Genomic DNA, 25960 nt, shown 5'->3' on the forward strand with positions numbered 1-25960 from the left:
GTATGAATAACAACTACCTAACTACTATTACCTGTGCTCTTTTATCAACTTTTTTTTTTATTGGTTGTCAGACAAAAGCAAAAGAAACCGAAATTGTTTTAAAGAATAACTTTAATCAAATAAAGAAACAAAAAAAGAAAAAAGGTGTTCATAAAAAAGGAATAGAACAGATTGCAGATTATCAGAAACAGATAAGAAAAGGAATTGAAGAAGAAAACTCCACTTATAAAAAAGGATATCTTGTAGAAGAATTTAACAAAGCTAAAAGTAAAAAATTAAAAAAAAGTGGTAAAAGTGCAATTAGCCCTGTTTTTAAAGAAAGAGGTCCTAATAATGTGCCTGGTCGTGCTAGAGGAATTGCTATAGATCCTAATGATACAAAAAGATGGTTTGTAGGTAGTGTTGGTGGAGGTGTTTGGCTTACAGAAGACTCCGGAGCAACTTGGGAAACATTAACAGATTTTAAGGTGCCTAATTTAGCAACTTCTACTGTTGTAATTAGTCAAATAAATTCTAATATATTATATGCAGGTACCGGAGAACCTTTTGGTAATTTAGGTGCAATTGGTGGTTCTGGCGTATTCAAAACAATAAATGGTGGTGCTACTTGGCAACATTTAACAGCTACAGCATCTTTAGGAGATGTTGGTAGAATGATTATTAATCCCCTAGACGACAATAATGTTCTTATAGGAACTACTTCTGGTATTTATAGAACTATTGATGGTGGTGTAAACTGGACTAAAACTTATAATTCAACAGGCAGAGTTCAAGATTTAGATGCTTCTTCATCTGATTTTAATATTCAATTTGGTTCTGTAAATGGAGTAGGATTGGTAAAAAGTATTGATGGTGGTATTACATGGAGTGTTGCTTTAGATAAAGCAGCTGTTAATGTAAACCATAGCAGGTTTGAAACAGCTGTATCAGAAGTAAATACATCGGTTGTTGTTGTTTGTGCGTATTCTGGTTCTGATGGTACTGTTAGTACTAATACAGATTTATATATATCAAGAGATGCGGGGGCTACTTTTACAAATTTAACAGCTCCAATTGATGCTAGCGTAGATAGATTAGATTTGGTAAACGGACAAGGATGGTATGATAATATTGTTTTAACGCATCCTTTTGATGAGAATATTTTTTATGTTGGAGGTGTGGAGCTTTTTAAAGTTACTGTTAATAATGATGATACTTTTACAGCTTTAGAGATTGCTGCTACTGGTCAAAATGGTAACCTTACTCAAGTTAATACAGATGTTCATGTAGATCAGCATGGGCTTGCAGCTATAAAAGGAGTTGATAATGCTTTTCAATTAATTTTAGCAAATGATGGTGGTATTTATTCTAGTAATTTGGCTTTAGACCCAGGTGTAAATGAAGGCGATTGGTCTAGTGCAGCCTTAGGAAAAAATAGTACACAATTTTACGGAGCAACAAAACAAAATGGAGAAGATAATTATTTAACAGGCGCACAAGATAATGGTTGTTGGATATCATTAGGAAATGATGCTAATAAAGACAAAGAGTATTTAGAGGCATTTGGTGGCGACGGCTTTGAAGTTATTTGGCATTATGACAATCCTCAAGATTTTATTGTTTCTTCTCAGAACAATAGAATTGGTAGATATGTTAATTTTGCGTTTGCAGGTCAAGAAAGTTTAGAAGGAGAAGAAATATTTTACACAAAATTAGCAAATGCTAATAACAACCCAAATGCTGTTTTTTCTGTTTCTGGTAATGGGGTTTGGCGTTCAGCCGATTTTGCAGCAACTTGGAATTTAGTGCCAATTACTTCTAAATTTATAACAAGTAGTTCAAGTACCTCAAGTGCTTTAAATGTAAAAGTATCTATAGCAGACCCAAATATTGTTTGGGCTGGAGCATTAATGACAGAAAGTGGTAGTTATGTTTTACATGTTTCTAAAGATAATGGACAAACTTTTACAGATGCAGGTGTTTATAACAATCCAAATGATAACCATAATCTATTTATTTCAGGTTTAGGAACTTCTTATATTGAAAAAAATAGGGCTTATGCTCTTTTTTCTTCACAAGGTAGACCTAAGATTTTAAAAACAGAAGATTTAGGTGCTACTTGGTCTGATATTACAGGATTTGAAGCTAGTATAGATACAGGTTTCCCCGATGTAGCAGTACACAGTATTTTAGAAATGCCTTTTAACAAAGATATTATTTGGGCAGGTACAGATATTGGTCTTTTTCAAACAGAAGATGGAGGTACAAGTTGGAGTATGATTACAGATTTACCTTCTGTAGCTGTTTATGACTTAAAAGTAGTAAACGATCAAGTTGTAATTGCAACTTATGGTAGAGGTGTATGGTCTGCAACGATACCAGAATTAAGTACATATACACTTCCAGGATATTTAAAGTTTCCAAATGCTACTGCACAACAAAAAGAAATTGAAAGTTTAAAAACAACCGTAAGTTATAACGTACCTTCAGATGATGTAAGTAGAGTTAAAATATTTATAGACGGATTAGAGCAAACAGAGATTGTACAAGATTTTAGTACAGAAGTAACTTATTCTTATGAAACAATAGATGTGGCAGAAGGGTATCATCAACTAGGTATTCAGGTTTTTGATGATGTTAATAATCTAGAAACACCAATAAATAACCAAGAGTTTTTAGTAATTGATTATAAGGATGCAGGTACTTCAATTGAAATTTCAGAATTTCAGGATACAGATGTCTTTACTTATAAATCTAATTTTGTTATAGATAACTTAGACGGCAATGTAGCTAGTGTTGTCTTAAATAATTCGGAACATCCTTATAATAATAATAAAACATATTCGGTAACATTAAAACAACCATTAACAATATCAGAAGACAATAAGGTTTTTACGTATGAAGACTTTGCGCTTGTAGAGCCTTATACAGATGATTTAACCGATTTGACTCAGTTTTATGATTTCGTTTTAATTGAAGCTTCTACCGATTTAATTACATGGAAAACATTAGATAAGTATGATGCAAGAAGGTTTCCAGAATGGTTAACAGAATATAATAAAGGAGACAATGCAATTGGTAATGATGCTTTATTTAAAGAACAAAATATAACGTTAACAGATAAAGGTTTTGCTATTGGAGAAACAATTGTTTTTAAATTAAGTTTAGTTTCAGATCCAGGAGCATCTTCTTATGGTTGGGCTATTAAATCTATAAATAAGAATACAGCAACTGCTTCTGTAGAAGATGTTTTAGCAGGTACACAGGTATTTGCAATTTATCCTACTGTTTCTAAAGGAGACTTTACTTTACAAGCAAAAAGTACCTTAGGGAAAACTAAAATGACTGTTTTTAGTCTTACAGGAAAACAAGTTTTTGCTAAAGAAGTAGATTTTACATCAAATGGAAAACAAGCGGTTTCTGTGAGTTTAAATGCTGGAGTTTATATTGTAAACATTATTGATGAAAACAATAAAAAATCTTCTAGTAAAATAATTATTGAATAATTAAAATTCAATTATACAAACATAAAAAAGACGCCATTTGGCGTCTTTTTTTATATAAATGTATTAAATATGTTTGCTAAACTATCTGCGTCTAAACCAAGTGCGTGTTGGAGCTTTAAAATATTTCCATGTTCAATAAAATGATCGGGTATTCCTAACGTTTTTATTTTATGTTGATAATTATTTTGTGAAGCAAATTCTAAAATAGCAGTTCCAAAACCACCTTTTATGGTTCCGTCTTCTATTGTTATAATGGTTTTTGCTGTTTTAAAAATAGCATGTAATAAGTTTTCATCCAAAGGTTTTACAAAACGCATGTCGTAATGAGAAAAATTATCTATATTTTCTACGAATTCTAATGCCTCAGCAACATTTTTAGCAATGGTTCCAATGGATAAAATAGCGGTTTTAGTTCCCTTTTGTAAACAAACCCCTTTTCCTATTGCTATTTTTTCAAAAGGTTTTTTCCAGTCTATAATAGTCCCAGTTCCTCTAGGATATCGAATGGCTATTGGGTTCTTTAAACCTAATTGAGCAGTGTATAAAATATTACGCAATTCAATTTCGTTTCTTGGTGCAAAAACAATTAAATTCGGAATTAAACGTAAATATGCTAAATCGAAAACACCATGATGCGTTGCGCCATCTTCACCAACCAAACCAGCTCTGTCTAAACAGAAAATAACAGGCAAATTTTGCAAAGCAACATCATGAATAACTTGATCAAAAGCACGTTGTAAAAAAGTAGAATAGATATTACAAAAAGGCATTAAACCTTGCGTTGCCATACCTGCAGCTAAAGTTACTGCATGTTGTTCTGCAATACCAACATCAAAAGTTCTTTTTGGATGCTTTTCTAACATCAATTTTAAAGAACTTCCTGTTAACATTGCTGGTGTAATACCTACAATTTTATCATTTTTATCAGCTAACTCTACAATTGTTTGTCCAAAAACATCTTGGTATTTTGTATATAAACTCTTTGCTATTTTTAATCTTTCCCCAGAAATTTTATCAAATTTACCAGGTGCGTGATAGGTTACTTGGTCTTCTTCAGCTTGCTGTAAACCTTTTCCTTTTGTAGTAATTACATGTAAAAATTTTGGGCCTTTTACGGTTTTTAATCGTTCTAGTTCTGATAAAACTTTCGGTAAATCATGTCCGTCTATAGGACCCGAATAATCAAAATTTAAAGCTTTTATAATATTATTTTGAGCCGCAAGCCTTTTATCTGTTTTAACCTTTGTTAAATACTCTTTTAAAGCACCAACAGAAGGATCAATTCCAATCGCATTGTCATTTAAAATAATTAATAAATTTGCCTTAGAAACTCCTGCGTGGTTTAAGGCTTCAAAAGCCATTCCGCTTGCAATAGAAGCATCGCCAATAACGGCAATATGATGTTTTTCTGTAGCTCCTTTAATATTAGATGCAATTGCCATACCTAAAGCTGCGGAAATAGAGGTAGAAGAATGACCGACACCAAAAGCATCAAAATTACTCTCTTTTCTTGACGGAAAACCAGCAATTCCTCCCAACTGTCTGTTGGTATGAAAAACGTCTTTTCTTCCTGTTAAAATTTTATGTCCGTATGCTTGATGGCCAACATCCCAAACTAATAAATCATTTGGGGTGTCAAATAGATAATGCAAAGCGATCGTTAATTCTACAACGCCTAAACTTGCACCTAAATGACCTTCTTTTGTAGATACAATATCAATAATAAAATCTCTCAATTCTTTTGCAAGTTGAGGTAGTTGATCTTGATTTAGTTTCCGTAAATCTTCTGGATTTGATATATTGTCTAACAAGTTCTTCATCTAAAGGCAAAAATACAATTTAACTTTTTGTAATATTGATTTGTAAAAAGAATAGTTATTATGAATAATAAAAACATAGCAATATTAGTAGCAAGTTGTATTCTTATTATTTTAAATATAGTAACCAGTAATAAATATAATTTGGGTTTTTGGTTTCGAATAATAGCAATTGTTTTTGTAATGTTGGCAATTGTTAAAGGATCTAAAATAAAAAAGTAATTTAATTTTAAACGTATGATACAACCTTTTGACGACACCTATTTTATGAAAAAAGCCTTACAAGAAGCAGAATCTGCTTTTGATAAAGGCGAAGTACCTGTAGGAGCCATTATTGTTTTTAAAGATCAAATTATTGCAAGAGCGCATAATTTAACGGAGACATTAAACGATGTAACGGCTCATGCAGAAATGCAGGCATTTACAGCCGCTGCAGATTTTTTAGGAGGTAAGTATTTAAAAGATTGTGTATTATATGTAACGCTAGAGCCTTGCCAAATGTGTGCAGGTGCGAGTTATTGGGCGCAAATTGGTAAAATTGTTTATGGAGCAACAGAGCCAGATAGAGGTTTTGTAAATTTAAAAACCACACTACATCCAAAGACAAAAGTTGTGAGCGGAATTTTAGAGAACGAATGTTCTTTGCTTTTAAAACGTTTTTTTGCTGAAAAGCGAAATCTAAATTAATTATGATGATAGAAAAGAAATACGATGTTGTAATTATTGGCGGAGGACCTGCTGGAGGACAAACAGCTAGAAATTTATCTAAAAAAGGATATAAAACACTTTTGGTAGAGCGTTATAAAAGTTTTTATGATAATAATTTTTCTAGTGGAGGAATGACCTTAGAGCCTATGAAAGAATTTAATTTACCAGATAAGGTAGTTGGGGCTTATTGGAAAGACATTACCATAAAATGTACAGAAAAAGAATATGACTGGTTTGGTGAAAAGCCAAAAGGGGTTGTATTAGACTTTGGTAAGTTGCGAGAGTTTTTAGCAGAAGAATCTGTTGCTAATGGGGGTGAGGTTTTATTAGGTCATAAATATGTAGAAAAAAGAGTTGTAAATACAGAAGTAGAAGTAGATCTTCTAGAAGCTGAGACCTCTAAAATAAAAACGGTAAAAACGAAACTTTTAATAGATGCAACAGGACCATTACGAAAAGTAATGTATGATTCTAAAGAAGAACAACCTAAAATGAATTTGGGTAGTGGAACAGAATATTTAATAGAAGTAGATCAGAAAACGTACAATAAATATAAAGAGAAGTTAGTTTTTTTCTTAGGACATAAGTGGGCTTTGAAGGGGTATTCTTGGGTTTTTCCTATGGAAAATAGAATTTTAAAAGTTGGTTCGGGTAGAACTCATTTAAAATCTAAAGATCAAGAAAACACAGATAAATCAACCAAAAAAATTACAGAAAAAATTATTAAAGAGTATATTAAACCAGAAAGTTACACATTATTAGACATTCATGGTGGTATTTTAAGGTACTGTGAAGGCTTAAATGATACTTATTATAAAAACAATGTAATTGCTATTGGTGATGCAATTTCTGCAATAAACCCAAGAGGAGGAGAAGGTATAAGGTATGCAATGCAAAGTGCTAATTTAGCATGTGATTATATAGATATTTATCTTAAAACAGGAAAAGAAAATTTTAAAGAGTACGAGAAGGAGTGGAAAAAGAAAAAGCTTTTAAAATGGCGATTAAGTGAAGTTTCCGCTAGAAGAATGTACAATAGATATTCTGATTTACAAATAGAGAACAGGTTACAGTTTTTACATAAACACTTTTCTATAGATGTTCTTATAGATAGTTTATTTAACTTTAATTATAATAAAATGTTCTCAAGATTTTTTAGTTATTTATGGATGAAATTAAAATATAAATTTAATAATAAGGAGTTTTAACTTAGATTTTATATTTTTTTCAGTGTTAAATTTTTTATAAATAAATCTTAAAAATTTGTGAGATAGTTTGATTTAGAGAAACTTTACGTTAACTAATTCAAATTATTTTACTTCATGAAAAAATTTTTACTTTTATTCTTGCCATTTATTGTTGTTTCAACAATTTCTGCACAAGAAACTCCAACCCCCAATTACAGAGCTGCTGCTAAGTATTCGCCAACAAATTTGGCGAAAATGGTACACTCAACAAGTGTAAGTCCTCATTGGTTAAAAAAAGGAAACCGTTTTTGGTATGCTTATAAAACATCTGAAGGAGCTAATTATTATTTAGTGGATGCAGATAAAAAATCTAAAAAAACACTTTTTGATAATGTAAAGATGGCAAAGTGGTTAACAGAAATCACTAAAGATCCTTATGATGCAAAACACTTACCTCGTTTCGATTTTAAATTTAACGAAGCAGAAGATGCTATTCGTTTTAGAGTAACATCAACAGAAGAAGTTAAAGTTATTGATGATAAAAAGGAAGTAGAAAAAGACTCTGTATCATCAAAAAATGAAAAAAGTAAGAAGCCTAAAATGGAGAAAAAAGTCTACCATTTAGAATATAAATTAGGTGGAAATGAAGTAACAATTATTGATACGATTAAGAAAGAAAAAGAAGATTGGAAAAAATGGGCAAATATTGCGCCAGACAGTTCTATTGTACTGTATTCTAAAAAGTACAACTTGTATTGGATGGATAAAGTAAACTTTAAAAAGTTTATTAAAGACGAAAAAGATAGTACAGTTGTAGAAAACCAATGGACAAAAGATGGTGAAGAAAACTATGCGTATGGGCGTGGTTCTAGAGGAGATAATGTAGATAAAGAAAAAAATAAAGACAAAAGAAACGGTGTTGGAGGAATCTGGTCTCACGATTCTAAAAAGTTTGTTTTTCAAAAATCTGATTCTAGACATATTAAAGATTTATGGGTAATTAATTCTACAGGTAAAAAAAGACCAACGTTAGAAACCTATAAATATCACATGCCAGGTGAACAAGAATATTATAAATCTGAATTATTAATTTTTGATATTCCTACAAAAACGCATGTAAAAGTGCCTTTAGATACTATTAAACAACAAAGTGTTTCTGTTTTTAGAGCACCAAGAAAACAATCTAATAGAGATGATGATTTTAAACCTTCTTTGCTTTTATCAAAAAAAGGGAAAATATATTTTAGTGTAATTTCTAGAGATCGTAAAAAGTACGATATTAATGTTGCTGATATTAATACCGGTGAATATAAAACCTTAATTGAAGAACGTTTTAACACCTATATAGAAGCACGTCCGTTAATTTTATTGAATGATGAAAAGGAAATGTTGCATTGGGCAGAACGTGATGGTTGGGCACATTTTTATTTATATGATACGAATGGAAATTTAAAAAACCAAGTTACAGAAGGCGATTATCATGTGGCTAATTTTGAAGGTTTAGACGAAAAAAACCGCACCTTATATTTTTCTGCAAACGGAGTTAATAAAAAGCAAGATCCTTACTATGCACATTCTTATAAAATTAATTTGAATGGAACAGGAATGAAAACTTTAAACCCTGGAGATTTTACAGCAACTTCTTCTATGGCAGATTCTAATCAATATTTTGTAACGAATTTCTCTAGAGTAAATACCGTACCAAAATCGGAACTTAGAAATGCGAACGGACGTAAAGTAATGGATTTAGAAACGGCTGATTTGTCCCAACTATTTGCATCTGGTTACAAGTTTCCAGAAACCTTTAAAGTAAAAGCAGATGATGGAATTACCGATATTTACGGAGTAATGTATAAGCCTTTTGATATGGATTCTACAAAGGTTTATCCTTTATTAGAATACGTTTATCCTGGTCCGCAAACGGAAGCGGTAAATAAATCTTTTTCTTTTAGAATGGATCGTGTAGATAGAATGGCGCAAGTTGGTTTTGTGGTAATTACCTTAGGAAACAGAGGAGGACATCCAGATAGATCTAAATGGTATCATAATTATGGTTACGGTAATTTACGTGATTATGGTTTGGCAGATAAAAAGTATGTAGCACAACAATTGGCAAACAAACATAGTTTTATCGATATAGAAAAAGTAGGAATTTACGGTCATTCTGGTGGTGGATTTATGTCTACAGCAGCCATGTTGGTGTATCCAGATTTCTTTAAAGCTGCAGTTTCATCTGCAGGAAATCATGACAATAATGTGTATAATTCTTGGTGGAGTGAAACGCATCATGGTGTAAAAGAAGAAATTGATGAGAAAGGAAAAAGTTCTTATAAATATAAGATTGATACAAATCCGTCTTTGGCAAAAAACTTAAAAGGACATTTAATGTTGATTCATGGAGATATGGATAACAACGTAAATCCTGCAGGAACTATTAGAATGGCAAATGAATTAATTAAAGCACACAAACGTTTTAAATATATGATTATGCCAGGACAAAGACATGGTTTTGGTAGTATGACAGAATATTCTTTCTGGCTAAGAGCAGATCATTTTAGCAAATATTTATTAGGCAAAGAAGCTACCGATGTAGATTTTATGTATATGAATTTAGACAAACCGATGAATAAGTAATATTTGTTAGTTTGAGCGTAATTGAGAACTAAAAAGTAAAAACTCCGAATGAAAATTCGGAGTTTTTTTATGCTTTAGAGTATCTAAAATTATTTGTTAGCTATAATTTATTTAGTGTAAAGAATATTACTTTTTACTGAAATTCCGTTTTCACTAAATGCTTCTATGGTAAAATAATACGGTGTATCTCTGTCTAAAGAACGCATAAAATGTTCTGTCGTATCGTAGACTTGCCATGATTGATATAATTTATCTTTTGCAATTCCCCAACGGATATTATAACCCTGAGCACCTTTTACTGCATCCCAAGAAAAAGATACATCTCTACGATCTGCTTCTCTTTTTACTTTGAACCCTGTAACTCCTGTTGGCTTATTTTCTAGTCCTAATCCAAATACTCTAAACTCGGACATTGCAAAGTTTGCTCCAGGTACTTTTATATTGTTATAACGTACATACTTTGCTTTTACAGGGTCGTCTAAAACAATGTAAGCATTTGGTGTGTCTTTTTCGCTTGTACTTCTATCTACAACGATTTGCCAGTTAACGCCATCTTCAGAAGTTTCAATAGTAAATTGATGCTTTAATCCTTCGGTACGCGTATAAATTCCGGATTCATGGTCATGGAAATTTAATTGAAAAGCATTGATATTTCCGGGTTTTAGCATTTCAATAGTTATCCATTGTTTATCATCATTGGTGTCTGCAACCCAAAATGTTTTAGGATCTTCATCTGTTAATATTTTAGAGATTATTTGACCATCAGTATTTTTTTCTAAAGGTAATTCTGTGACTTCTACCGCATCATCATCAGACGTAAATTTCTTTATCTGCATTAAGGAAGAAGAGACGGTAGCAGCTCCTTTATAAGACAATAACATCCAACCATTGTGTTCTCCTGCTTTTGTAGGATGATTCGCTCCAAAACGCGGATAATCACCATAAGATGTGTTGCTATACATTAATCCGTCAGCATCAAAATAAGTAGGAAACATACTTAAACGACGTTCCCATTGCGAATTAGAGGCAAGCGCCATGGTTGCAAAGTGCCAATATTGCCCATTGGTTTGTTTTACCGTTATTCCGTGTCCAGCACCATTTGTAAATCCGCCTGGTTTAAAACTCATCGGGTTGTTTTTCATGTATTTAAATGGGCCTAATGGAGTGTCTCCAATATAAACTCCATCTGCATACACATTAAATTGTGTGCCAGGTGCAGCATATTGTAAATAATATTTTCCGTTGTGTTTGGTCATAGAAGCGCCTTCCATATAGCCTTCCTTTAAGGTTGGATGAAAGTTGTTTTCTCCAAAACGTTCCCATCCGTGTTTTTCTTCATCGAGATTAAACAATTCTTTACGCACACCTGTTTCTAAAAAACGATCGTCCTTATTCAACATTTTTACCTGAAGCGGATTCACATTAGAAGAGCCCCAATACAAATAAGTTTGTCCGTCATCATCTATAAATAATTCAGAATCTTGAATGTCTGTTGATATAGAAGCTGTTGGTGTCCATTTTCCTCCTTTAGGATCGTCTGTGTAAAGAATACTTCCGTAACCTGCAGGGTTACCGGCAAAGTATACCAATGAATCCTTGTAATTAAAAGCTGTAGGCGCGTTACTACCTTCAAAAAACCATTGTTCTGGCTTAATAAAATTCCAGTTTATTAAATCTGTAGAATGCCAATAACCAAAAGAACGGGTTACAAACATGTAATACTCTCCTTTAAATTCTATAACCGCTGGATCTGCACCTGAACGGTACGATTTATTTTGAGTTGAATTGTATACCATATAGGTATAATCAATATCTAATGGGTTGATATAGGTTTCAAGCCTTTTTTTTATTTCTGATATTTTCTTGGTATCAGAAGCTTGTGCTGTATTCTTATTTTTTTCATTATTACAAGAAAAAAGGAATACTAAAGTGAATAAAAAAAGTAGTTTTTTCATGATTTATAATTTAGTGCGTGTTCAAATTAATTTTCTCTTCTGAAAATTTCATTCCCAAGTTACTAACCTAAGATTATGTTACAATCTGACAAGTAAAAACCACACAAAATAATAAGAATAGGGATAAACTTAAAAATTATGTGTGGCATGAAATTGTTATTATTTAATTGTGATGCTTTTATTTAGTCAATTCAAATTCTTTCATCATTTTGGTGTCTGAATTTGTTCCTACAAAAACTTGAAACTGTCCTGGTTCTGCTACAAAATCTAATTCTGAATTATAGAATTTTAAATCTTCAACAGAAATTTTGAACGTTATATTCTGAGTTTCTCCTTTCTTAATCTCTACTTTTTGGAAACCTTTTAGCTCTTTTACAGGTCTAGTTACAGAACCAACAAGATCTCTTATGTATAATTGAACAACTTCTTTTCCGTCGTAATTACCAGAATTAGTAACCTCTACAGAAACATTAATTTCGCCATCCATATTTATAGAAGAGGTATCTAATTTCAAGTTTCCATAATCAAACGTAGTGTAGCTTAATCCATAACCAAAAGGATACAAAGGCTCGTTACGAACATCGATATAGTTACTTTTAAATTTCTCAAATTTCCCTTCTGTATTTCCAAGAGGTCTTCCTGTATTTTTATGATTGTAAAATAATGGTACTTGACCTACATTTCTTGGAAAAGTAGCTGTTAATTTTCCTGAAGGATTTACATCTCCGAATAATACATCAGAAATTGCTAAACCAGCTTCACTACCCGGAAACCATGCGTTAAGTATAGCAGGTACATTTTCATTTTCTTCCACTAAAACTAAAGGTCTTCCTGTAAATAATACTAAAACAACAGGTTTTCCTGTTTTTAATAAAGCATTCAATAAATCTTTCTGAACTTGTGGAATACCAAGGTCTGTTCTACTACTGCTTTCTCCACTTAATTCTGCAGATTCTCCAATAGTTGCTACAATAACATCAGACTTTGCTGCGATTTTAAGCGCTTCATCTAACAATTGTTTGTCTGTACGTCCGTCTCTAGGAATCCCTTTACCGAACATAGTGGCACGTTGTTCTAATTCTAAGTCATAATCGATGTTACTTCCTTTTGCGTATAACATGGTTGCTTTGTCACCAATAACTTCTTTTAAACCATCAAAAACAGAGTTTGATTTTTCTTGATCTGTAGCTACACTCCAAGTTCCAGCCATATTGTTAGCTGCTTTTGCCAATGGACCAATTAAAGCAATTGTTCCAGATTTTTTAAGCGGAAGTAATTGATTTTCATTTTTTAGCAATACCATAGATTCCGCAGAAACTTTACGTGCAAACGCTTTGTTTTCTGGTGTAAAAATTTCTGTTTTAGCTCTATCAAGATCGCAATATTTATAAGGATTGTCAAATAAACCTAATTGGTATTTTGCTGTTAGCATACGTTTTACCGCCGTGTCAATTTCATCCATGGTTACTTTACCGTTTTCATAAGACTCTTTTAAAGTTTTTATAAAAGCAGCTGGAACTGAAGGAGAATCTCCTGCCATATCCATATCTACACCTGCTTTTAATGCTTGTTCCGAAACTTGATATTTATCTCCAACACCATGTGCTATCATTTCATAAATACCTGTATAATCAGTTACCACAAAACCATTAAAACCCCAATCATCTCTTAATACATCTGTAAGCAACCACTTGTTTCCTGTAGCAGGAATTCCGTCTATTTCGTTAAAGGAAGCCATTACAGAACCCACTCCGGCATCTACTGCTGCTTTGTAAGGTGCTAAGTATTCATTATACATTCTATTACGGCTCATATCTACTGTATTGTAATCTCTACCTGCTTCAGAAGCACCGTAAAGTGCAAAGTGTTTTACACAAGCCATTAAGGTGTTATTTGCTGATAAATCATCAGATTGATACCCATTTACCATAGCTACAGCAATTTTACTTCCTAGATAAGGATCTTCTCCATTTCCTTCAGAAACGCGTCCCCAACGTGGGTCTCTAGAGATATCAACCATCGGAGAGAACGTCCAGTTAATTCCGTCTGCACTTGCTTCTGTAGCTGCTACTCTTGCCGTTTTTTCAATCATTTCCATATCCCAAGAACTAGAAAGACCTAAAGGAATTGGAAACGTTGTTTTGTAACCATGAATCACGTCCATTCCAAAAATTAATGGAATTCCTAATCTACTTTGTTCTACAGCAATTTTTTGAACTTCATAAATTTTTTCTGCTGTTTTAATATTGAATAACCCACCAACTTTACCTTCTTTTATGCGTTCTCCAACATCAGTTCCTTTTGCTGTTCCTGTGGTTATATCTCCAGAAGTTGGTAAATTAAGTTGGCCAATTTTTTCATCTAAGGTCATTAGTTCTAGAATTGAATCTATTTTTGGCTCGAATAGATTTTCTGCTGTTGCTTTAGAACTTGTACCTGTATTATTGTTAGAATTACAGCTCGAAAAGATGATTGCTATAATTAGAATACCTGTTATTTTTAGAATAGATTGTTTTGTCATTTTTTTTATTTTGAATTAGAGAAAAGCCATGTTAATAATTCTGGTTCTGCTAAAGCAGGATCCCAGCTGTTGTGATTAGCAAAATCATAGAGTGTAAATCTTGGAAATCCGCCATTTTTAAGAATTTCAGACACCATATTTACTGATAAATTTGGGTCTACAACATCATCTTTTGCTCCATGAAAAACCCATAATGGAATAGATTTGGCATATGCTGATACCGTTTTTGGATGTCCGCCTCCGCAAATAGGAATAGCTGCTGCAAACATTTCTGGTTTTCTATAGATTATTTCGAAAGTACCCATACCTCCCATAGATAAACCCATTACATAAATTTGATTTGTTTTTACATATGGTTTTTCTACCATTTCATCCATCAAACTCATTACCAAACCCATTGCTTTGGTTGGTGATTTCTTGTATTTATACTTAAACGTAATTGGTTTTGTAGATCGATCTGCTTTTAACTTAGCCCAATAATCATTTTCTGGACATTGTGGAAAAATAACGATTGCAGGAAATGAATTTCTTGTTGTTTCATTTAAAAATAAATCGCTACCATTTGCGAGCTGTTTTTTATTATCGTCGCCTCGTTCTCCTGCTCCGTGAAGAAACAATACCACCGGATATGTTTTGTCTTTAGAAAAGTTTTTAGGTAATAATACTCTGTATTTAAGCGTGTCTTTCTCAACAATATGTGTTTTGTTTAGAAATAAATCTTCAGACTTTTTTAATTGCTGTGCGCTCATTAAAAAAGACATCACAAAAACTAAAAAGAGTGTTGTTATAAGTGTTTTTAACTTCATTTTTCTTACTTATTAATAGGTAAAACCAAGTGCATCTAAACCATTTTGTACATCGCTATTTTTCATGAATAATCGCCATAACAAGCCTGTTCTGTGATTTTCTATCATTATAGGAATAGGACCTTGGTCTATTGCAAGATATTTTTCTATGTACCAATCATCTTCAAGGCTAAAAGCATCATAAGGACCGTATTTACCAACAACACGATCATGATTTATATAAATGTTTCTTAAAACATTCATGCTTTCATTTGGTGTGTATGGAAAAGAAGATAATGCTGCAGTTGGTGAAATTACACCAAGATCATCACCTGGTCTATGTCCATGATAACCATCTATGGAATAGCTAGAAGTTAAACCCCAAAGATCCTCTCCGTATCCTTTATAATTTAGTGGATTATCGACTGCGTATTTGTAATGAATTTTAGCTTGATTTTGTGTTAGTGTCCAATAATTTGCATATTGATCTGATAAGTTTCTAGGATCTAAACCTAAGTAGGAGTAATGCGCCCAAAATAAAGGTCCAATCAAATCTGTATCATTATAAAAATAGTTTAAAACGAGGTTTTCATCATAATAGGTTTTATTAGAAACAATAGCACCATTTTTTGCCCATCCCTGTTCATAAACAGATTTTGTAATTGGGTGTGTTGGTGATGCTGCAGCGAGGACATACATAATTAAACATTCGTTATAACCTTGAACAGGTAAGTTCATGTCCCAACCATATTCTGGCGACCAATGCCAGTACAAAACATCTTCTCCGTTTTTGGTGTACCAGTCCCATTCTACAGTTCTGTATAGGTTATCTATTTTAGAAACCAATTCTTTTTCCTCTAGAGTATTGCCATCAAAATATTCAGAAACCGTTAATAAACCTTGAATAAGAAAAGCTGTTTCAACCAAATCTCCTCCATTATCTTTTTCGCTAAAGGGCTGTGTTTTTCCGGTTTCACCGTTAATCCAATGTGGCCAAGCACCATGAAAGCGATCTGCTTTTTCTAAAAAATCTACTATTTTTTGAAACCTTATAAGTGCTGCTTCTCTCGATATAAATCCTCTTTCAATTCCTACTAAAATGGCCATCAATCCAAAACCACTTCCTCCAGTAGTTACGGTAGTTTTAGGCGATTCAAGATACATATTATCCATGTGTATTCTTTCGAGAGCCAAACCTGAATTAGGTTCTGCTCCTTCCCAAAAATAATTGATAGTTTGTTCTTGAATGCGATCTAAAAGGGCATCATCAGAAATAAAGTTATCCTCTACAACGGTATCTGTAGTAGTTTCTTCTTTTTGCTTATTACAACCAAATAGAGCTAGTGATAGTATACTTATTAATAGAAAATTACGCATATATAACATGTTCTTAAATGATACATTAAATTTCAGCTATACTTAAATGGTAAGCATAGCTGAAATTTTAGATTACTCCCATCCTGGGTTTTGTGTCATTCCCGGAGTTTGTATTAATTGATTGTAAGGAATTGGAAACAATTCGTGTTTACCAACAACAAATGTTTTACCATCTGCAGCCATTGCTTCTTTTGCTTGTCCTGTTCTAACAATATCAAACCAACGATCATGTTCCATCGCTAATTCTAAGTGTCTTTCTTTCCATATTTGTGCTACTGTTGGATTGCTAATAGAAGGTAAATCTACTCTGCTTCTTACTAAATTAAGTGGTGTTGCAGCATCTTGACCAATATATGTTGCAGCTTCCGCTTTTATTAATAGAATTTCTGCATAACGAAGTATTCGTATGTTTTTATCGCCATCGTCTGATCCTGCAGAAGCAGTAGAATATGCTTTTTCATTATACCTAGGGTTTTCAACTTCAAAAACTTTACGACCATCCCATAGTGTTTCACCTTCAAAAATAATAGAAGCATTCATTCTAATTAGATCACCTTCTGCTTCGAACGCTTTTACAAGTGTTTCAGATGGATTGTTATATCCCCATCCCCAACCGTCAGCACCTCTGGCACCTTGAGTTTGTGAATATTGTTGCACACCATGAGCTATAGATTCTCCTCTAGCTTGCACTTCAAAAATAGATTCGATACAATTTTCTGTGGAAGCTCTCCATAATTCTTCATAATTTGGATGCAATTCATATTCTCCAGAATTAATAACATTGTCTGCCATGTCATATGCTTTTTGCCATTCTTTTTCATAAAGGTAAACTTTAGATAAAAGTGCTTGAGCAGCTCCTTTAGTTGCACGACCTAAATCTTCTGAAGCATACTTACTTTTAAGAGGTAGCTTTTCTATAGCATCTAATAAGTCTGCTTCTATATAAGCGTATACATCTGCTACAGGTTGTCTTTCAACTAAATCTACATCTTGTAATGGTACAGCCCCAAAAGATCTTACTAACCAAAAATAATTTAAAGCTCTTAAAAACTTCGCTTCACCAACTAATCTGTTTTGTAAGTTTTCATCTGTTAGACCATAATTTTCTGTATAATCTATAGCAATCGTTGCTCTGTTTATAGATTTATACCAATTTTGCCACATAGAAAGAATTGAACCAGCACTACTTGTATAGGTTAAGGCATCTAATACGTCTTTATCACCCCCAGTATCGGTAGAAGAACTACCTTTATCTGAATTGTCAGATATAATTTCTGTTATTCCAAGATAAGAAAAAGCATAATCCCATTCGGTTAACATACCGTAGGCACCATTTACCATTTCTTTAGGCGTTACTGTTTCAGTATCGTCTTGCTCTAAACGATCTTTACTATCAACATTTAAATAATCTTCACTACAAGAAACAGTAGTGAAAAGCAGTCCTATAGCAAATAGAATCTGTATATTTTTAATATTATTTTTCATGATAATTATTTTTTAAAATTTTATAAATCGATGTTTACACCAAATAAGAAAGTTTTAGTGTTTGGGTATGCAGAAAGTTCTATTCCTGCTGCTCCACTTGCTCCTGCAGAACCAGATGAACCAACTATTTCTGGAGTAAAACCAGAATACTTAGTAAACATAAATGGGTTTTTAGCAGTTGCATAAACTCTAATTCTAGAAACTTGATTCATTAGCACCGGTAAAGTATAACCAATGGTAATATTGTTGATTCTTAAATAATCTCCATCTTCTAAATAATAACTTGATGCATAAGAATCTTTACCTGCTCCTGGGTTTACATTGGTAGATCCTTCGCCTGTCCATCTATTTGCAAATGTATCATACGCTATGTTTTCACCACCGTCTATACTCGTTCCTTTTAAACCGTTATAGATTTTATTTCCACCAGCTCCAAAAGCATCAACAGCTAAGTCAAAACTTTTATAGTTTAAACCTACATTAAATCCGAAGTTATAAGTAGGAATGTAAGAACCGAAGAATTTTTTGTCATTATCATCGATAACACCATCATTATTTTGATCTTTATAACGTAAATGTCCTGGAGATGGAGTACCGTAATGTGCATTGTTATTTATTTCATCTTGGTTTTGCCAAACACCATCTGCTTCGTACATCCACCAAGCATAAATAGGCTGTCCTTCTTGTAATTTCTTTGTGATTTGACCGTTAGATAAACTACCTCCGGTTTGACCATCATAAGCAGATTTTACATTCTCAACATTATTTTTATTATCAGAAAACACAAAACCTAAGTTGTATGATAAGTCTTCAGTGATATTGTCTCTCCAATTAAATTCTATTTCAAAACCTTTGTTTAGTACTTCTGCACCATGATCATAATAATTGGTTCCTTCACCAGAAGTGTAAACAGGAGTTACATTTAAAATAGCATTTTCTGTGTTTCTATTGTAGTAGTTAAAACTACCAGATAATCTTGAGCTATACGCCTGAAAATCTAAACCAACGTTTGTTTCTTTAGTAATTTCCCAAGAAATAGGGTAGATAGAAGCACCTAAAGCTGCACCGTACACTAAATCTTGATTCGCCCCAAATACGTAATTTACATTACTACTTCCGGTAGCGGTTGAATATGTTGACACATTAAAAGGAACATCTGAATTTCCTAATTTACCCCAACCTACTCTCATTTTTAAGAAATTTAGGTTTTCTATATCACTTAAAAATGATTCTTTAGTTAACACCCAACCTGCACTAAAAGAAGGGAAGTTTCCAAAATATTCTGTATTGTTATCATTATTGAATGTGCTTATACCGTCTCTACGAATATTTGCTTGAAGAAAGTATTTTTCATTGTAGTTATATTGCAACCTTCCATAATAGGATAATTGATTTGTAGGCGTAGATGAACTTTGTTGTGACGTTTGTTCATAATCTTCAGAAGCAAAGTTGATGTTCCAATATTGTTCTTTTTGTGGCACATCATAAGCAAGTTGATAAGTGTTAAACGTATTGTTTTTACTACCTTTTGTAAGACCTGCTACCACATTAATGCTGTGATTGCCTATTATTTTGTCGAAAGTTAAATAATTATCCCAGTTGTATCTATAGCTTTCAGATCTGCTAAAAGATAAGTTGTTATCTGCATATGCTGTAGTTGTTGGGTTTGCTTCTTTTAAAGCATTAAAATCAGCTTCATTTTGCCCTGTATTTGTAGTTAAATACTGAGACTTAATATCATTAAAAGATCTTGATTTGTAGTACGATTTAGTACCTCCAAAACGAGAGTTTGCTTTTAAAGAACCTGTTATCTTAACCTCTAAATCAAAAGATCCTTGTAAATCTGTAGTTTCATCTTTTTGATTGTTATAATATACAGTTGCCAAAGGGTTACCTATAGAGTTTAAACGGCTGTTACCTTGGTAACCAACAATTCCTGTATTCGTATTCCAGTTAGATTGACCAAAAGCACCATTATCATAGTACGCAGGCACTAATGGAGATTGTCTGTATGCTTCATTAAAGGCATTAAAAGGTTTTGGAGTTCCTTTTGAAATTGCAGCACTAAAGCTTTGTGTAAATTTCACCGTGTTTTCAAAAAGGTTGAAGGTATTGTTAGATCTTAACGTATTTCTAGTTAAGTTTTGATCTTTTAAAAGTCCATCCTCATTGTAATTATTTAAACTAAAGAAATAATTTGTATGTTCATTAGCTCCAGAAATAGAAACATTATTACTATTAGATAATCTAACATCTGTTAACTCATCATACCAATCTGTATCATTTGCTTGGTTTGGTGATAATAAATCTGTAGACCCTAAAGATGTACGAACTTCATTAAAGTAAGTAATGTACTCTGATGCATCTGCCATTTTTACTGGGTTCAGCGTACTAGTTGCTCCGTAGTAAGAACTTAATGAAACTTTAGCTTTTCCATTCTGCCCTTTTTTGGTTGTAATGAATATAACACCGTTTGCAGCATCCATACCATAAATAGCAGCTGAGGCAGCATCTTTCATAACATCCATTGTTTCAATATCAGAAGGGTTTATGTTACTAATACCACTTACTTGTATACCATCTACAATATAAAGAGGTGTTGTACCAGATGCGGCAGTACCTAATCCTCTTATCATTACTACAGGATCACTACCAGGTGCATTGGTGTTAATAATATTTACACCAGACAATTTTCCTTGTATAGATTGTGTAGCGTTTGCTGCGGGTTGTTTTAATAAATCATCTGATTTAATACTAGAAACAGCACCTGTAAGATCTGATCTTTTTTGGGTACCATAACCAATAACTACAATTTCATTTAGAGATTCTACGTCATCTTCTAATGAAATATCGATAACATTTTCATTATTTACTGTTACTGTAATTTTTTTAAAGCCAATGTAGCTAAATGTTAATTGTTCACCTTTATTAACGGTAAGAGCGTACTTTCCATCAAAATCGGTTGAGACCCCGTTGGCTGTTCCTGCTAAAGCAACACTTACTCCTGGTAAAGGAGTACCTCCATTTTTACTTGTTACAATACCATTTATTTCCATTTTTTGTGCAAAGGCACCTAATGAAAAAAACAATATTAATAATAGACTAATCTTTGTTTTCATATTAGTGTTATTAATTATTAAATATTCAGTTTATTCGGTAGACTAAATTATAAACTATTATTAAATAAATTAAAAAGAGCTTTACATTTTAAATACGTCACTAAATGCACCAAATGTTAAAAATCATTAACAAATCGCGGTTGACGTACTTTGTTGCCCTAAATAAAACGTTGTAGTTGAAGAGGAATTAAAGAAATGACGTATAGATGACGTAGTTATTAATTGTGTATTAGGTAAAAAAAGAAGTTTATTATTTGATATTTAACAAATAATCAGTGATAGAAATATCATTTTCTAAATTTAACTTCTTTTTTAACCTATATCTATGCGTTTCTACACCCCTATGAGAGATATTCATTAAAGGTGCAATTTCTTTTGAAGAAAGATTCATTTTGATGTAAGCACATATCTTTAAATCCTTTGGAGTAAGCTTTGGATGTTTGGTTTTTAAGATTTCGAAAAACTCATCATGAACTTGACTGAAATTATTTTCGAAAACGGCCCATTCATCTTTAAGTACAATAGAATTATCTAATTTTTTCAACAATTTTTTAAAGTTATACTGACTATTAAAGCCTTCTTTATGCCCCATCAGATCTTTTTTAATTTCCTCAAGGATTTCATTTTTCTTCACCAAAGCCATCGCATTATTGGCTAGCTGTTTACTTTTAAGCTTAATTTCTTTTTGCAAAGATTCATTTTTAAACTCTACAATTTGTTTTTCGTTTTCTAAGGTCTTTTCGCGTAGTAATTTTTCTTGCTCTTTCTGATACTTGATTTTTATAAGACGCTGTTCTTTTGCTATTTTTTTATTTTGCAAAACATATAATACTGCAATAATTAAAAGTGCAATAATTGTGTATAGCAAGAACCCAAAAGTATCTCTATACCAAGGAGGTAATACATCTATATTTAAATTTTGAACAGTTGATACATTTCCAGAATTTCCTTTTGCTCTAAAGGAAATTGTATATTCTCCGTCTTTAAGGTTAGGGAACTCTATTTTATCGTTTTCTGCTTTGTACCATAAATTACCGGTGTTAGATATTTTGTATTCAAAATAATGATTTACGGATTTTGAAGACGACAGCGCTACCGTAATATTTTCATTAAAATTAAAACGGACTTCATTGTTCTTAATCTCAGATAAATCAATAGGAATTCCATCTACAGATATAACTTCTATTTTTGGCTTTTGTAAACTATAATTAGAGGCTGTGGTATTATTAATCATCATAAAACCATTGTCTAAATTTAAAGCATAAGCCGAATCATTTACTTTAGATACATTTTCGTAACCTATAATGTATCTGTTTTTTAATTGATCATCACTTAAAACAAGGAGTTCGTCATCATTAGAAAAAGATTTAAAATTAATAAAGCCATGATTGTTTTTCAGCGAAAAAAGATTTGTGTCATCTTCAGATATAATATAACTATGCTTTCCTAACTTATTATTAAGTAGTTTATAAGGGATAATAGAATCTAAAATAGGTTCATATTTCTGCCAACCTTTACTTGTTTTAAAACTAATATTGTTCTTAATATTATAAACCCTTATATTATAATTAGAGCTAATACCTTTTTTTTCATAATTCTCTACACTACGTATGGTTTCATAATCTTCATCAAACTGAATCTTATAAACGCCTTTGGTTTCATGTGCAACCCAAGCTGTGTAAGAATTTTCAAATACTAAAAAACGAGAAGGTATTAGGGCTTTGTTAAACTGTTTTACAGTCCATTCTCCATTTTTCTTTTCAAATTTTACCAATCCAGAATAGGTACCTTGAATATAGGTATCATTTCTTTCAGGAACTTTCTTTATTGTCCAGCCTCCAGTAAAATTAGATATCTTTTTAAAAGTATTCGTATCTACTAAAAAAGTTCCTTCATTATGACCACAAAAAAGCTCATCACCTATAATTGTTAGATCCCAAACCTGACCTTGCGAACCTTCTATAAACTCTAATTGATCATTAGCATCAAGTTTAAAAAGCCCTGTATTAGTTCCGATATAAATAACATCCTTGTATTCAATAATATCATAAACAGCACCTAGCTTCCCAGAAACATCATTAAAGAAATAATTACTACTGCTTAGTTCTATATGAGCAATTCCATTATCTAACCCCAACCAAAGGTTGTCTGAATCATCTTGTGCTTGACCCAAAACAGTATTATTTAATAAACCATTTTCTTTACTGATATGAAATTTTAAGTTCCCTAAATGATCCGTTAAGAAAACGCCGTCTTTTATAGTTCCGAAAACCATTTCTCCATTTTTTAGAATAGAAAAATCATTAAGTTGATGTAGTTTAATGGCTTCATTTATCTCAAAACCGGTAGGAACTAGCTTTCCTTTCTTTAGAAAAAAACTTCCTTTTAGAGAGGTCATCAACAGAAGCTTATCTTCATATTTGTTGATAGCTATAATCTTAGTATCTAGAAGTAAGTCATTAGAATAAAAAGGTGCTAGTTTGTTGTCTTTAAGTAAAAAAACACCTCCATTTAAAGTACTTACATATAAATCATCGTCAATAACACTAAGTGAAATAAGTATTGAGTCAGACTTTAATTGTGTAATGCTTTTATAATCATATATATAAATATTTAAGAAAGAGCGAAAAATTATTTTGTCTTTATACTTTACAATGCTCCATATTTCTTCATTAGGAGAAATCTTGTTGAGAATCGTATCACTTAATGATTGGTATTTAAGGATTCCGAAATGATCTCTTTCCCAAAAGCCAAATTCTTCGAACGAACCTGTGTAAATGATATCATCTACAGCTAAAACTGATCGAACGGTTGTTTTATTAGGTAATTGATACAATTTCCAAACCAGCGCATTATATTCTAATAAGCCACTATTATTAGCAACATATACTTTACCATTTTTAGATCTTGTAATGTCCCAATTTTGGTTACCAGCTTTGTATTCTGCCAGCGTATAGTTTTTGAGACTAGGAGAAAATTGAGCATTTACAGCTGTTATAGATATGTAAAAGAAAAGTATGCTTAAAATTTTTAAATGTTTTGTCATTACGATTCGTTAACTAATTTGATGTGTTTTTAAGACGCACTAAAAATACTGTTTTTAATCTTTTTGATACTCTAAAATATCCGCAGGTTGACAATCTAGTGCTTTGCAAATTGCCTCTAAAGTAGAAAAACGAACGGCTTTTGCTTTACCAGATTTTAAAACGGATAAGTTTGCGGTTGTAATGCCAATAATTTCTGCCAATTCTTTACTCCGCATTTTGCGTTTGGCAAGCATTACATCTAAGTTTACTATGATTGCCATATTATATTGTTAAATCGTTTTCTTGTTTTTGATGTTTTGCAATTTTAAATATTTCACTTAAAGTCAAAAAGAATAATCCTAAACAGATAATAACTAAATGCTGATTCAAACCGAATTCTAAAGATATTTTTTTCTCAAAATACACTTTATTGATTATAGAAATTGTGAATGAAATAATTCCGGAAATCAATAATAGATTTCCTGCCTTTTTGAAGGATGAAATAACGGTTTCTTCAAATATTTTTACTCTTACAAAGTGGTTTAGTACTTTCTTAAAAAAATACAAAGCAGCAATAATTAATAAATAATTTAGTGTAGAAACAACAAGAAGTGTTTTTGAGAATAGTGTGTCGGTATTAAGACCTATTGAGTTTATTTTTATATTTAAATCACCTAGGTCTACAAAGAAAATTGCAATAGAAAATCCGATAATTATTAAGACTATTGGCATGGAAAAAATCCAAAGTAAATCTACAATTGCTTTTAAAATATTAATTTTTCTCATGACTTTACATATTTGACACTGCAAATATATAAAAACTATCGAAAAACAATAATAAAATATTAAAAAAAGGTAATTTTAAACTTTTTTGATAACGCTTGTTACAATTCCCCAAATCATAAAATCATTCTCTTCTGTGATTTTTATAATAGGATAATTAGGGTTTTCTGGTTGTAACCAAACTTCGTTTTTTTCTACACGTAAACGTTTCACAGTGAAATCACCATCTAAAAAACAAACAGCAATTTTATTGTTGGCAGGTTCTAAACTTCTGTCAATAACTAATAAATCATTGTCATCTAAACCTGCATCAATCATAGATTGCCCTTTTACTTTTGCAAAAAAAGTAGCGTCTTTGTTGTGGATTAATTCATCATCTAAAGAAATTCTAGTTTCTCTAAAATCATCTGCAGGAGAAGGAAAACCGGCAGAAATACCAACATCAACCAAAATAGCTCCGTTACCAGAAGAAGCTTTAGGTGTAAAAAAAGTAAGGTTTTTAGTTCCGTTCATAATGTTTGCAAATTATAACTTTTCTTTAAATGTTTGAGATATTATTTTGCAATTAAAATACGGTCTTACAATTATTGCAAATGCGTCTTGTTTTTTCGAAAAATGGGAATAACATATAGAATATATTTTTCCTTTTAAGAGGTGCAATTAATATTTGAGTAGCGTTGCAATTCGGACAAAAAATATCATTTCCATTTTCATCCTTTTGATAAACTCTAATCTCATTATAAATAGTTGCTGCTTTTTCAAAATCATCTTTATGAACCAACAATTTTACACCCCCAATTGCATTACTCACTAAAGGGTCGGTATCTATGGTTTTCTCATCCATTAATAAGGTTTTGAAACCTTCGGAATCTAATTTCGTTTTTGTTATATGCGCTTCTGTAGAATATTCAAAAACGGCTAAAATTTTGTAATTATCATTCATGAAAATATTATCAATTTAAAGGTTAAAACCTTATAATTATGAGATTCCTCCTCGTTCCTCGTTCGAGATGACAAACTGAATTTAAAAAGAATTTTTTTCTTTTATTAAAAATTATGGAGTTCTAATCCAACGAGG

General features: G+C 31.9%; 17 protein-coding genes. 5 read left to right on the forward strand and 12 right to left on the reverse strand.

Features of this window, described 5'->3' with window-relative positions; translation table 11 throughout:
* Positions 1 to 2 precede the first annotated feature (2 nt).
* Positions 3 to 3485, forward strand: coding sequence for a T9SS type A sorting domain-containing protein (locus tag KV700_RS12035; RefSeq protein ID WP_218598017.1), 3483 nt, complete (start codon positions 3 to 5; stop codon positions 3483 to 3485).
* Positions 3486 to 3535: 50 nt separating this feature from the next.
* Here KV700_RS12035 and KV700_RS12040 read toward each other — a convergent pair whose 3' ends face one another.
* The gene (locus KV700_RS12040) at positions 3536 to 5305 is read right to left on the reverse strand and encodes a 1-deoxy-D-xylulose-5-phosphate synthase (RefSeq protein WP_218598018.1); all 1770 of its coding nucleotides are present in this window, start codon (positions 5303 to 5305) and stop codon (positions 3536 to 3538) included.
* A 60-nt stretch (positions 5306 to 5365) separates the two neighbouring features.
* Here KV700_RS12040 and KV700_RS12045 point away from each other — a divergent pair, with 60 nt between their 5' ends.
* From KV700_RS12045 to KV700_RS12060, 4 genes are all read left to right on the forward strand, one after another.
* A complete protein-coding gene (locus tag KV700_RS12045; protein WP_205860387.1) occupies positions 5366 to 5524 on the forward strand; it encodes a hypothetical protein in 159 nt (52 codons plus the stop codon).
* Between the two features lie 15 nt (positions 5525 to 5539).
* Positions 5540 to 5989, forward strand: coding sequence for a nucleoside deaminase (locus tag KV700_RS12050; protein WP_166383597.1), 450 nt, complete (start codon positions 5540 to 5542; stop codon positions 5987 to 5989).
* Positions 5990 to 5994: 5 nt separating this feature from the next.
* Positions 5995 to 7218 carry an NAD(P)/FAD-dependent oxidoreductase gene (locus tag KV700_RS12055; RefSeq protein ID WP_218598019.1) on the forward strand — a complete coding sequence of 408 codons (1224 nt, stop codon included), beginning with the start codon at positions 5995 to 5997 and terminating at the stop codon, positions 7216 to 7218.
* Positions 7219 to 7332: 114 nt separating this feature from the next.
* Entirely contained in the window at positions 7333 to 9831 is a 2499-nt protein-coding gene (locus tag KV700_RS12060; RefSeq protein WP_218598020.1) for a prolyl oligopeptidase family serine peptidase, read from the forward strand.
* 107 nt (positions 9832 to 9938) lie between these two features.
* On the opposite strand, the gene KV700_RS12065 is transcribed toward KV700_RS12060, so the two are convergent.
* From KV700_RS12065 to KV700_RS12115, 11 genes are all read right to left on the reverse strand, one after another.
* Entirely contained in the window at positions 9939 to 11786 is a 1848-nt protein-coding gene (locus KV700_RS12065) for a family 43 glycosylhydrolase (RefSeq protein WP_218598021.1), read from the reverse strand.
* Positions 11787 to 11964: 178 nt separating this feature from the next.
* Positions 11965 to 14307 (reverse strand): beta-glucosidase BglX, encoded by a 2343-nt coding sequence (gene bglX / locus KV700_RS12070; protein ID WP_218598022.1) that lies wholly within the window; start codon positions 14305 to 14307, stop codon positions 11965 to 11967.
* Positions 14308 to 14312: 5 nt separating this feature from the next.
* Positions 14313 to 15113, reverse strand: coding sequence for a prolyl oligopeptidase family serine peptidase (locus KV700_RS12075; protein ID WP_218598023.1), 801 nt, complete (start codon positions 15111 to 15113; stop codon positions 14313 to 14315).
* A gap of 12 nt (positions 15114 to 15125) precedes the next feature.
* Entirely contained in the window at positions 15126 to 16469 is a 1344-nt protein-coding gene (locus KV700_RS12080; protein WP_218598024.1) for a glucoamylase family protein, read from the reverse strand.
* Between the two features lie 72 nt (positions 16470 to 16541).
* Positions 16542 to 17954, reverse strand: coding sequence for a RagB/SusD family nutrient uptake outer membrane protein (locus KV700_RS12085; protein ID WP_218598025.1), 1413 nt, complete (start codon positions 17952 to 17954; stop codon positions 16542 to 16544).
* Between the two features lie 20 nt (positions 17955 to 17974).
* The gene (locus KV700_RS12090; RefSeq protein WP_218598026.1) at positions 17975 to 21073 is read right to left on the reverse strand and encodes a TonB-dependent receptor; all 3099 of its coding nucleotides are present in this window, start codon (positions 21071 to 21073) and stop codon (positions 17975 to 17977) included.
* 250 nt (positions 21074 to 21323) lie between these two features.
* A complete protein-coding gene (locus KV700_RS12095; protein WP_218598027.1) occupies positions 21324 to 24119 on the reverse strand; it encodes a helix-turn-helix transcriptional regulator in 2796 nt (931 codons plus the stop codon).
* Positions 24120 to 24173: 54 nt separating this feature from the next.
* Complete coding sequence (locus KV700_RS12100) at positions 24174 to 24380, reverse strand: helix-turn-helix transcriptional regulator (protein WP_165731639.1); 207 nt, start codon at positions 24378 to 24380, stop codon at positions 24174 to 24176.
* 1 nt (position 24381) lies between these two features.
* Positions 24382 to 24885: a DUF2975 domain-containing protein gene (locus KV700_RS12105; protein WP_218598028.1), complete on the reverse strand. Its 504-nt coding sequence runs from the start codon at positions 24883 to 24885 to the stop codon at positions 24382 to 24384.
* A gap of 75 nt (positions 24886 to 24960) precedes the next feature.
* Positions 24961 to 25395, reverse strand: a complete 435-nt coding sequence (locus tag KV700_RS12110; protein WP_166383591.1) for a LexA family transcriptional regulator — start codon at positions 25393 to 25395, stop codon at positions 24961 to 24963.
* Positions 25396 to 25447: 52 nt separating this feature from the next.
* A complete protein-coding gene (locus tag KV700_RS12115) occupies positions 25448 to 25825 on the reverse strand; it encodes a DUF2007 domain-containing protein (protein WP_166383589.1) in 378 nt (125 codons plus the stop codon).
* Positions 25826 to 25960 lie beyond the last annotated feature (135 nt).

This window comes from Polaribacter sp. NJDZ03, from assembly GCF_019263805.1.
Classification (GTDB): Bacteria; Bacteroidota; Bacteroidia; order Flavobacteriales; family Flavobacteriaceae; genus Polaribacter.

Bases quoted from the DNA above. Each gene is read 5' to 3' on its own strand.
- KV700_RS12035 (WP_218598017.1), top strand. From the start codon at position 3: ATGAATAACAACTACCTAACTACTATTACCTGTGCTCTTTTATCAACT.
- KV700_RS12040 (WP_218598018.1), bottom strand. From the start codon at position 5,305: ATGAAGAACTTGTTAGACAATATATCAAATCCAGAAGATTTACGGAAA.
- KV700_RS12045 (WP_205860387.1), top strand. From the start codon at position 5,366: ATGAATAATAAAAACATAGCAATATTAGTAGCAAGTTGTATTCTTATT.
- KV700_RS12050 (WP_166383597.1), top strand. From the start codon at position 5,540: ATGATACAACCTTTTGACGACACCTATTTTATGAAAAAAGCCTTACAA.
- KV700_RS12055 (WP_218598019.1), top strand. From the start codon at position 5,995: ATGATAGAAAAGAAATACGATGTTGTAATTATTGGCGGAGGACCTGCT.
- KV700_RS12060 (WP_218598020.1), top strand. From the start codon at position 7,333: ATGAAAAAATTTTTACTTTTATTCTTGCCATTTATTGTTGTTTCAACA.
- KV700_RS12065 (WP_218598021.1), bottom strand. From the start codon at position 11,786: ATGAAAAAACTACTTTTTTTATTCACTTTAGTATTCCTTTTTTCTTGT.
- bglX (WP_218598022.1), bottom strand. From the start codon at position 14,307: ATGACAAAACAATCTATTCTAAAAATAACAGGTATTCTAATTATAGCA.
- KV700_RS12075 (WP_218598023.1), bottom strand. From the start codon at position 15,113: ATGAAGTTAAAAACACTTATAACAACACTCTTTTTAGTTTTTGTGATG.
- KV700_RS12080 (WP_218598024.1), bottom strand. From the start codon at position 16,469: ATGCGTAATTTTCTATTAATAAGTATACTATCACTAGCTCTATTTGGT.
- KV700_RS12085 (WP_218598025.1), bottom strand. From the start codon at position 17,954: ATGAAAAATAATATTAAAAATATACAGATTCTATTTGCTATAGGACTG.
- KV700_RS12090 (WP_218598026.1), bottom strand. From the start codon at position 21,073: ATGAAAACAAAGATTAGTCTATTATTAATATTGTTTTTTTCATTAGGT.
- KV700_RS12095 (WP_218598027.1), bottom strand. From the start codon at position 24,119: ATGACAAAACATTTAAAAATTTTAAGCATACTTTTCTTTTACATATCT.
- KV700_RS12100 (WP_165731639.1), bottom strand. From the start codon at position 24,380: ATGGCAATCATAGTAAACTTAGATGTAATGCTTGCCAAACGCAAAATG.
- KV700_RS12105 (WP_218598028.1), bottom strand. From the start codon at position 24,885: ATGAGAAAAATTAATATTTTAAAAGCAATTGTAGATTTACTTTGGATT.
- KV700_RS12110 (WP_166383591.1), bottom strand. From the start codon at position 25,395: ATGAACGGAACTAAAAACCTTACTTTTTTTACACCTAAAGCTTCTTCT.
- KV700_RS12115 (WP_166383589.1), bottom strand. From the start codon at position 25,825: ATGAATGATAATTACAAAATTTTAGCCGTTTTTGAATATTCTACAGAA.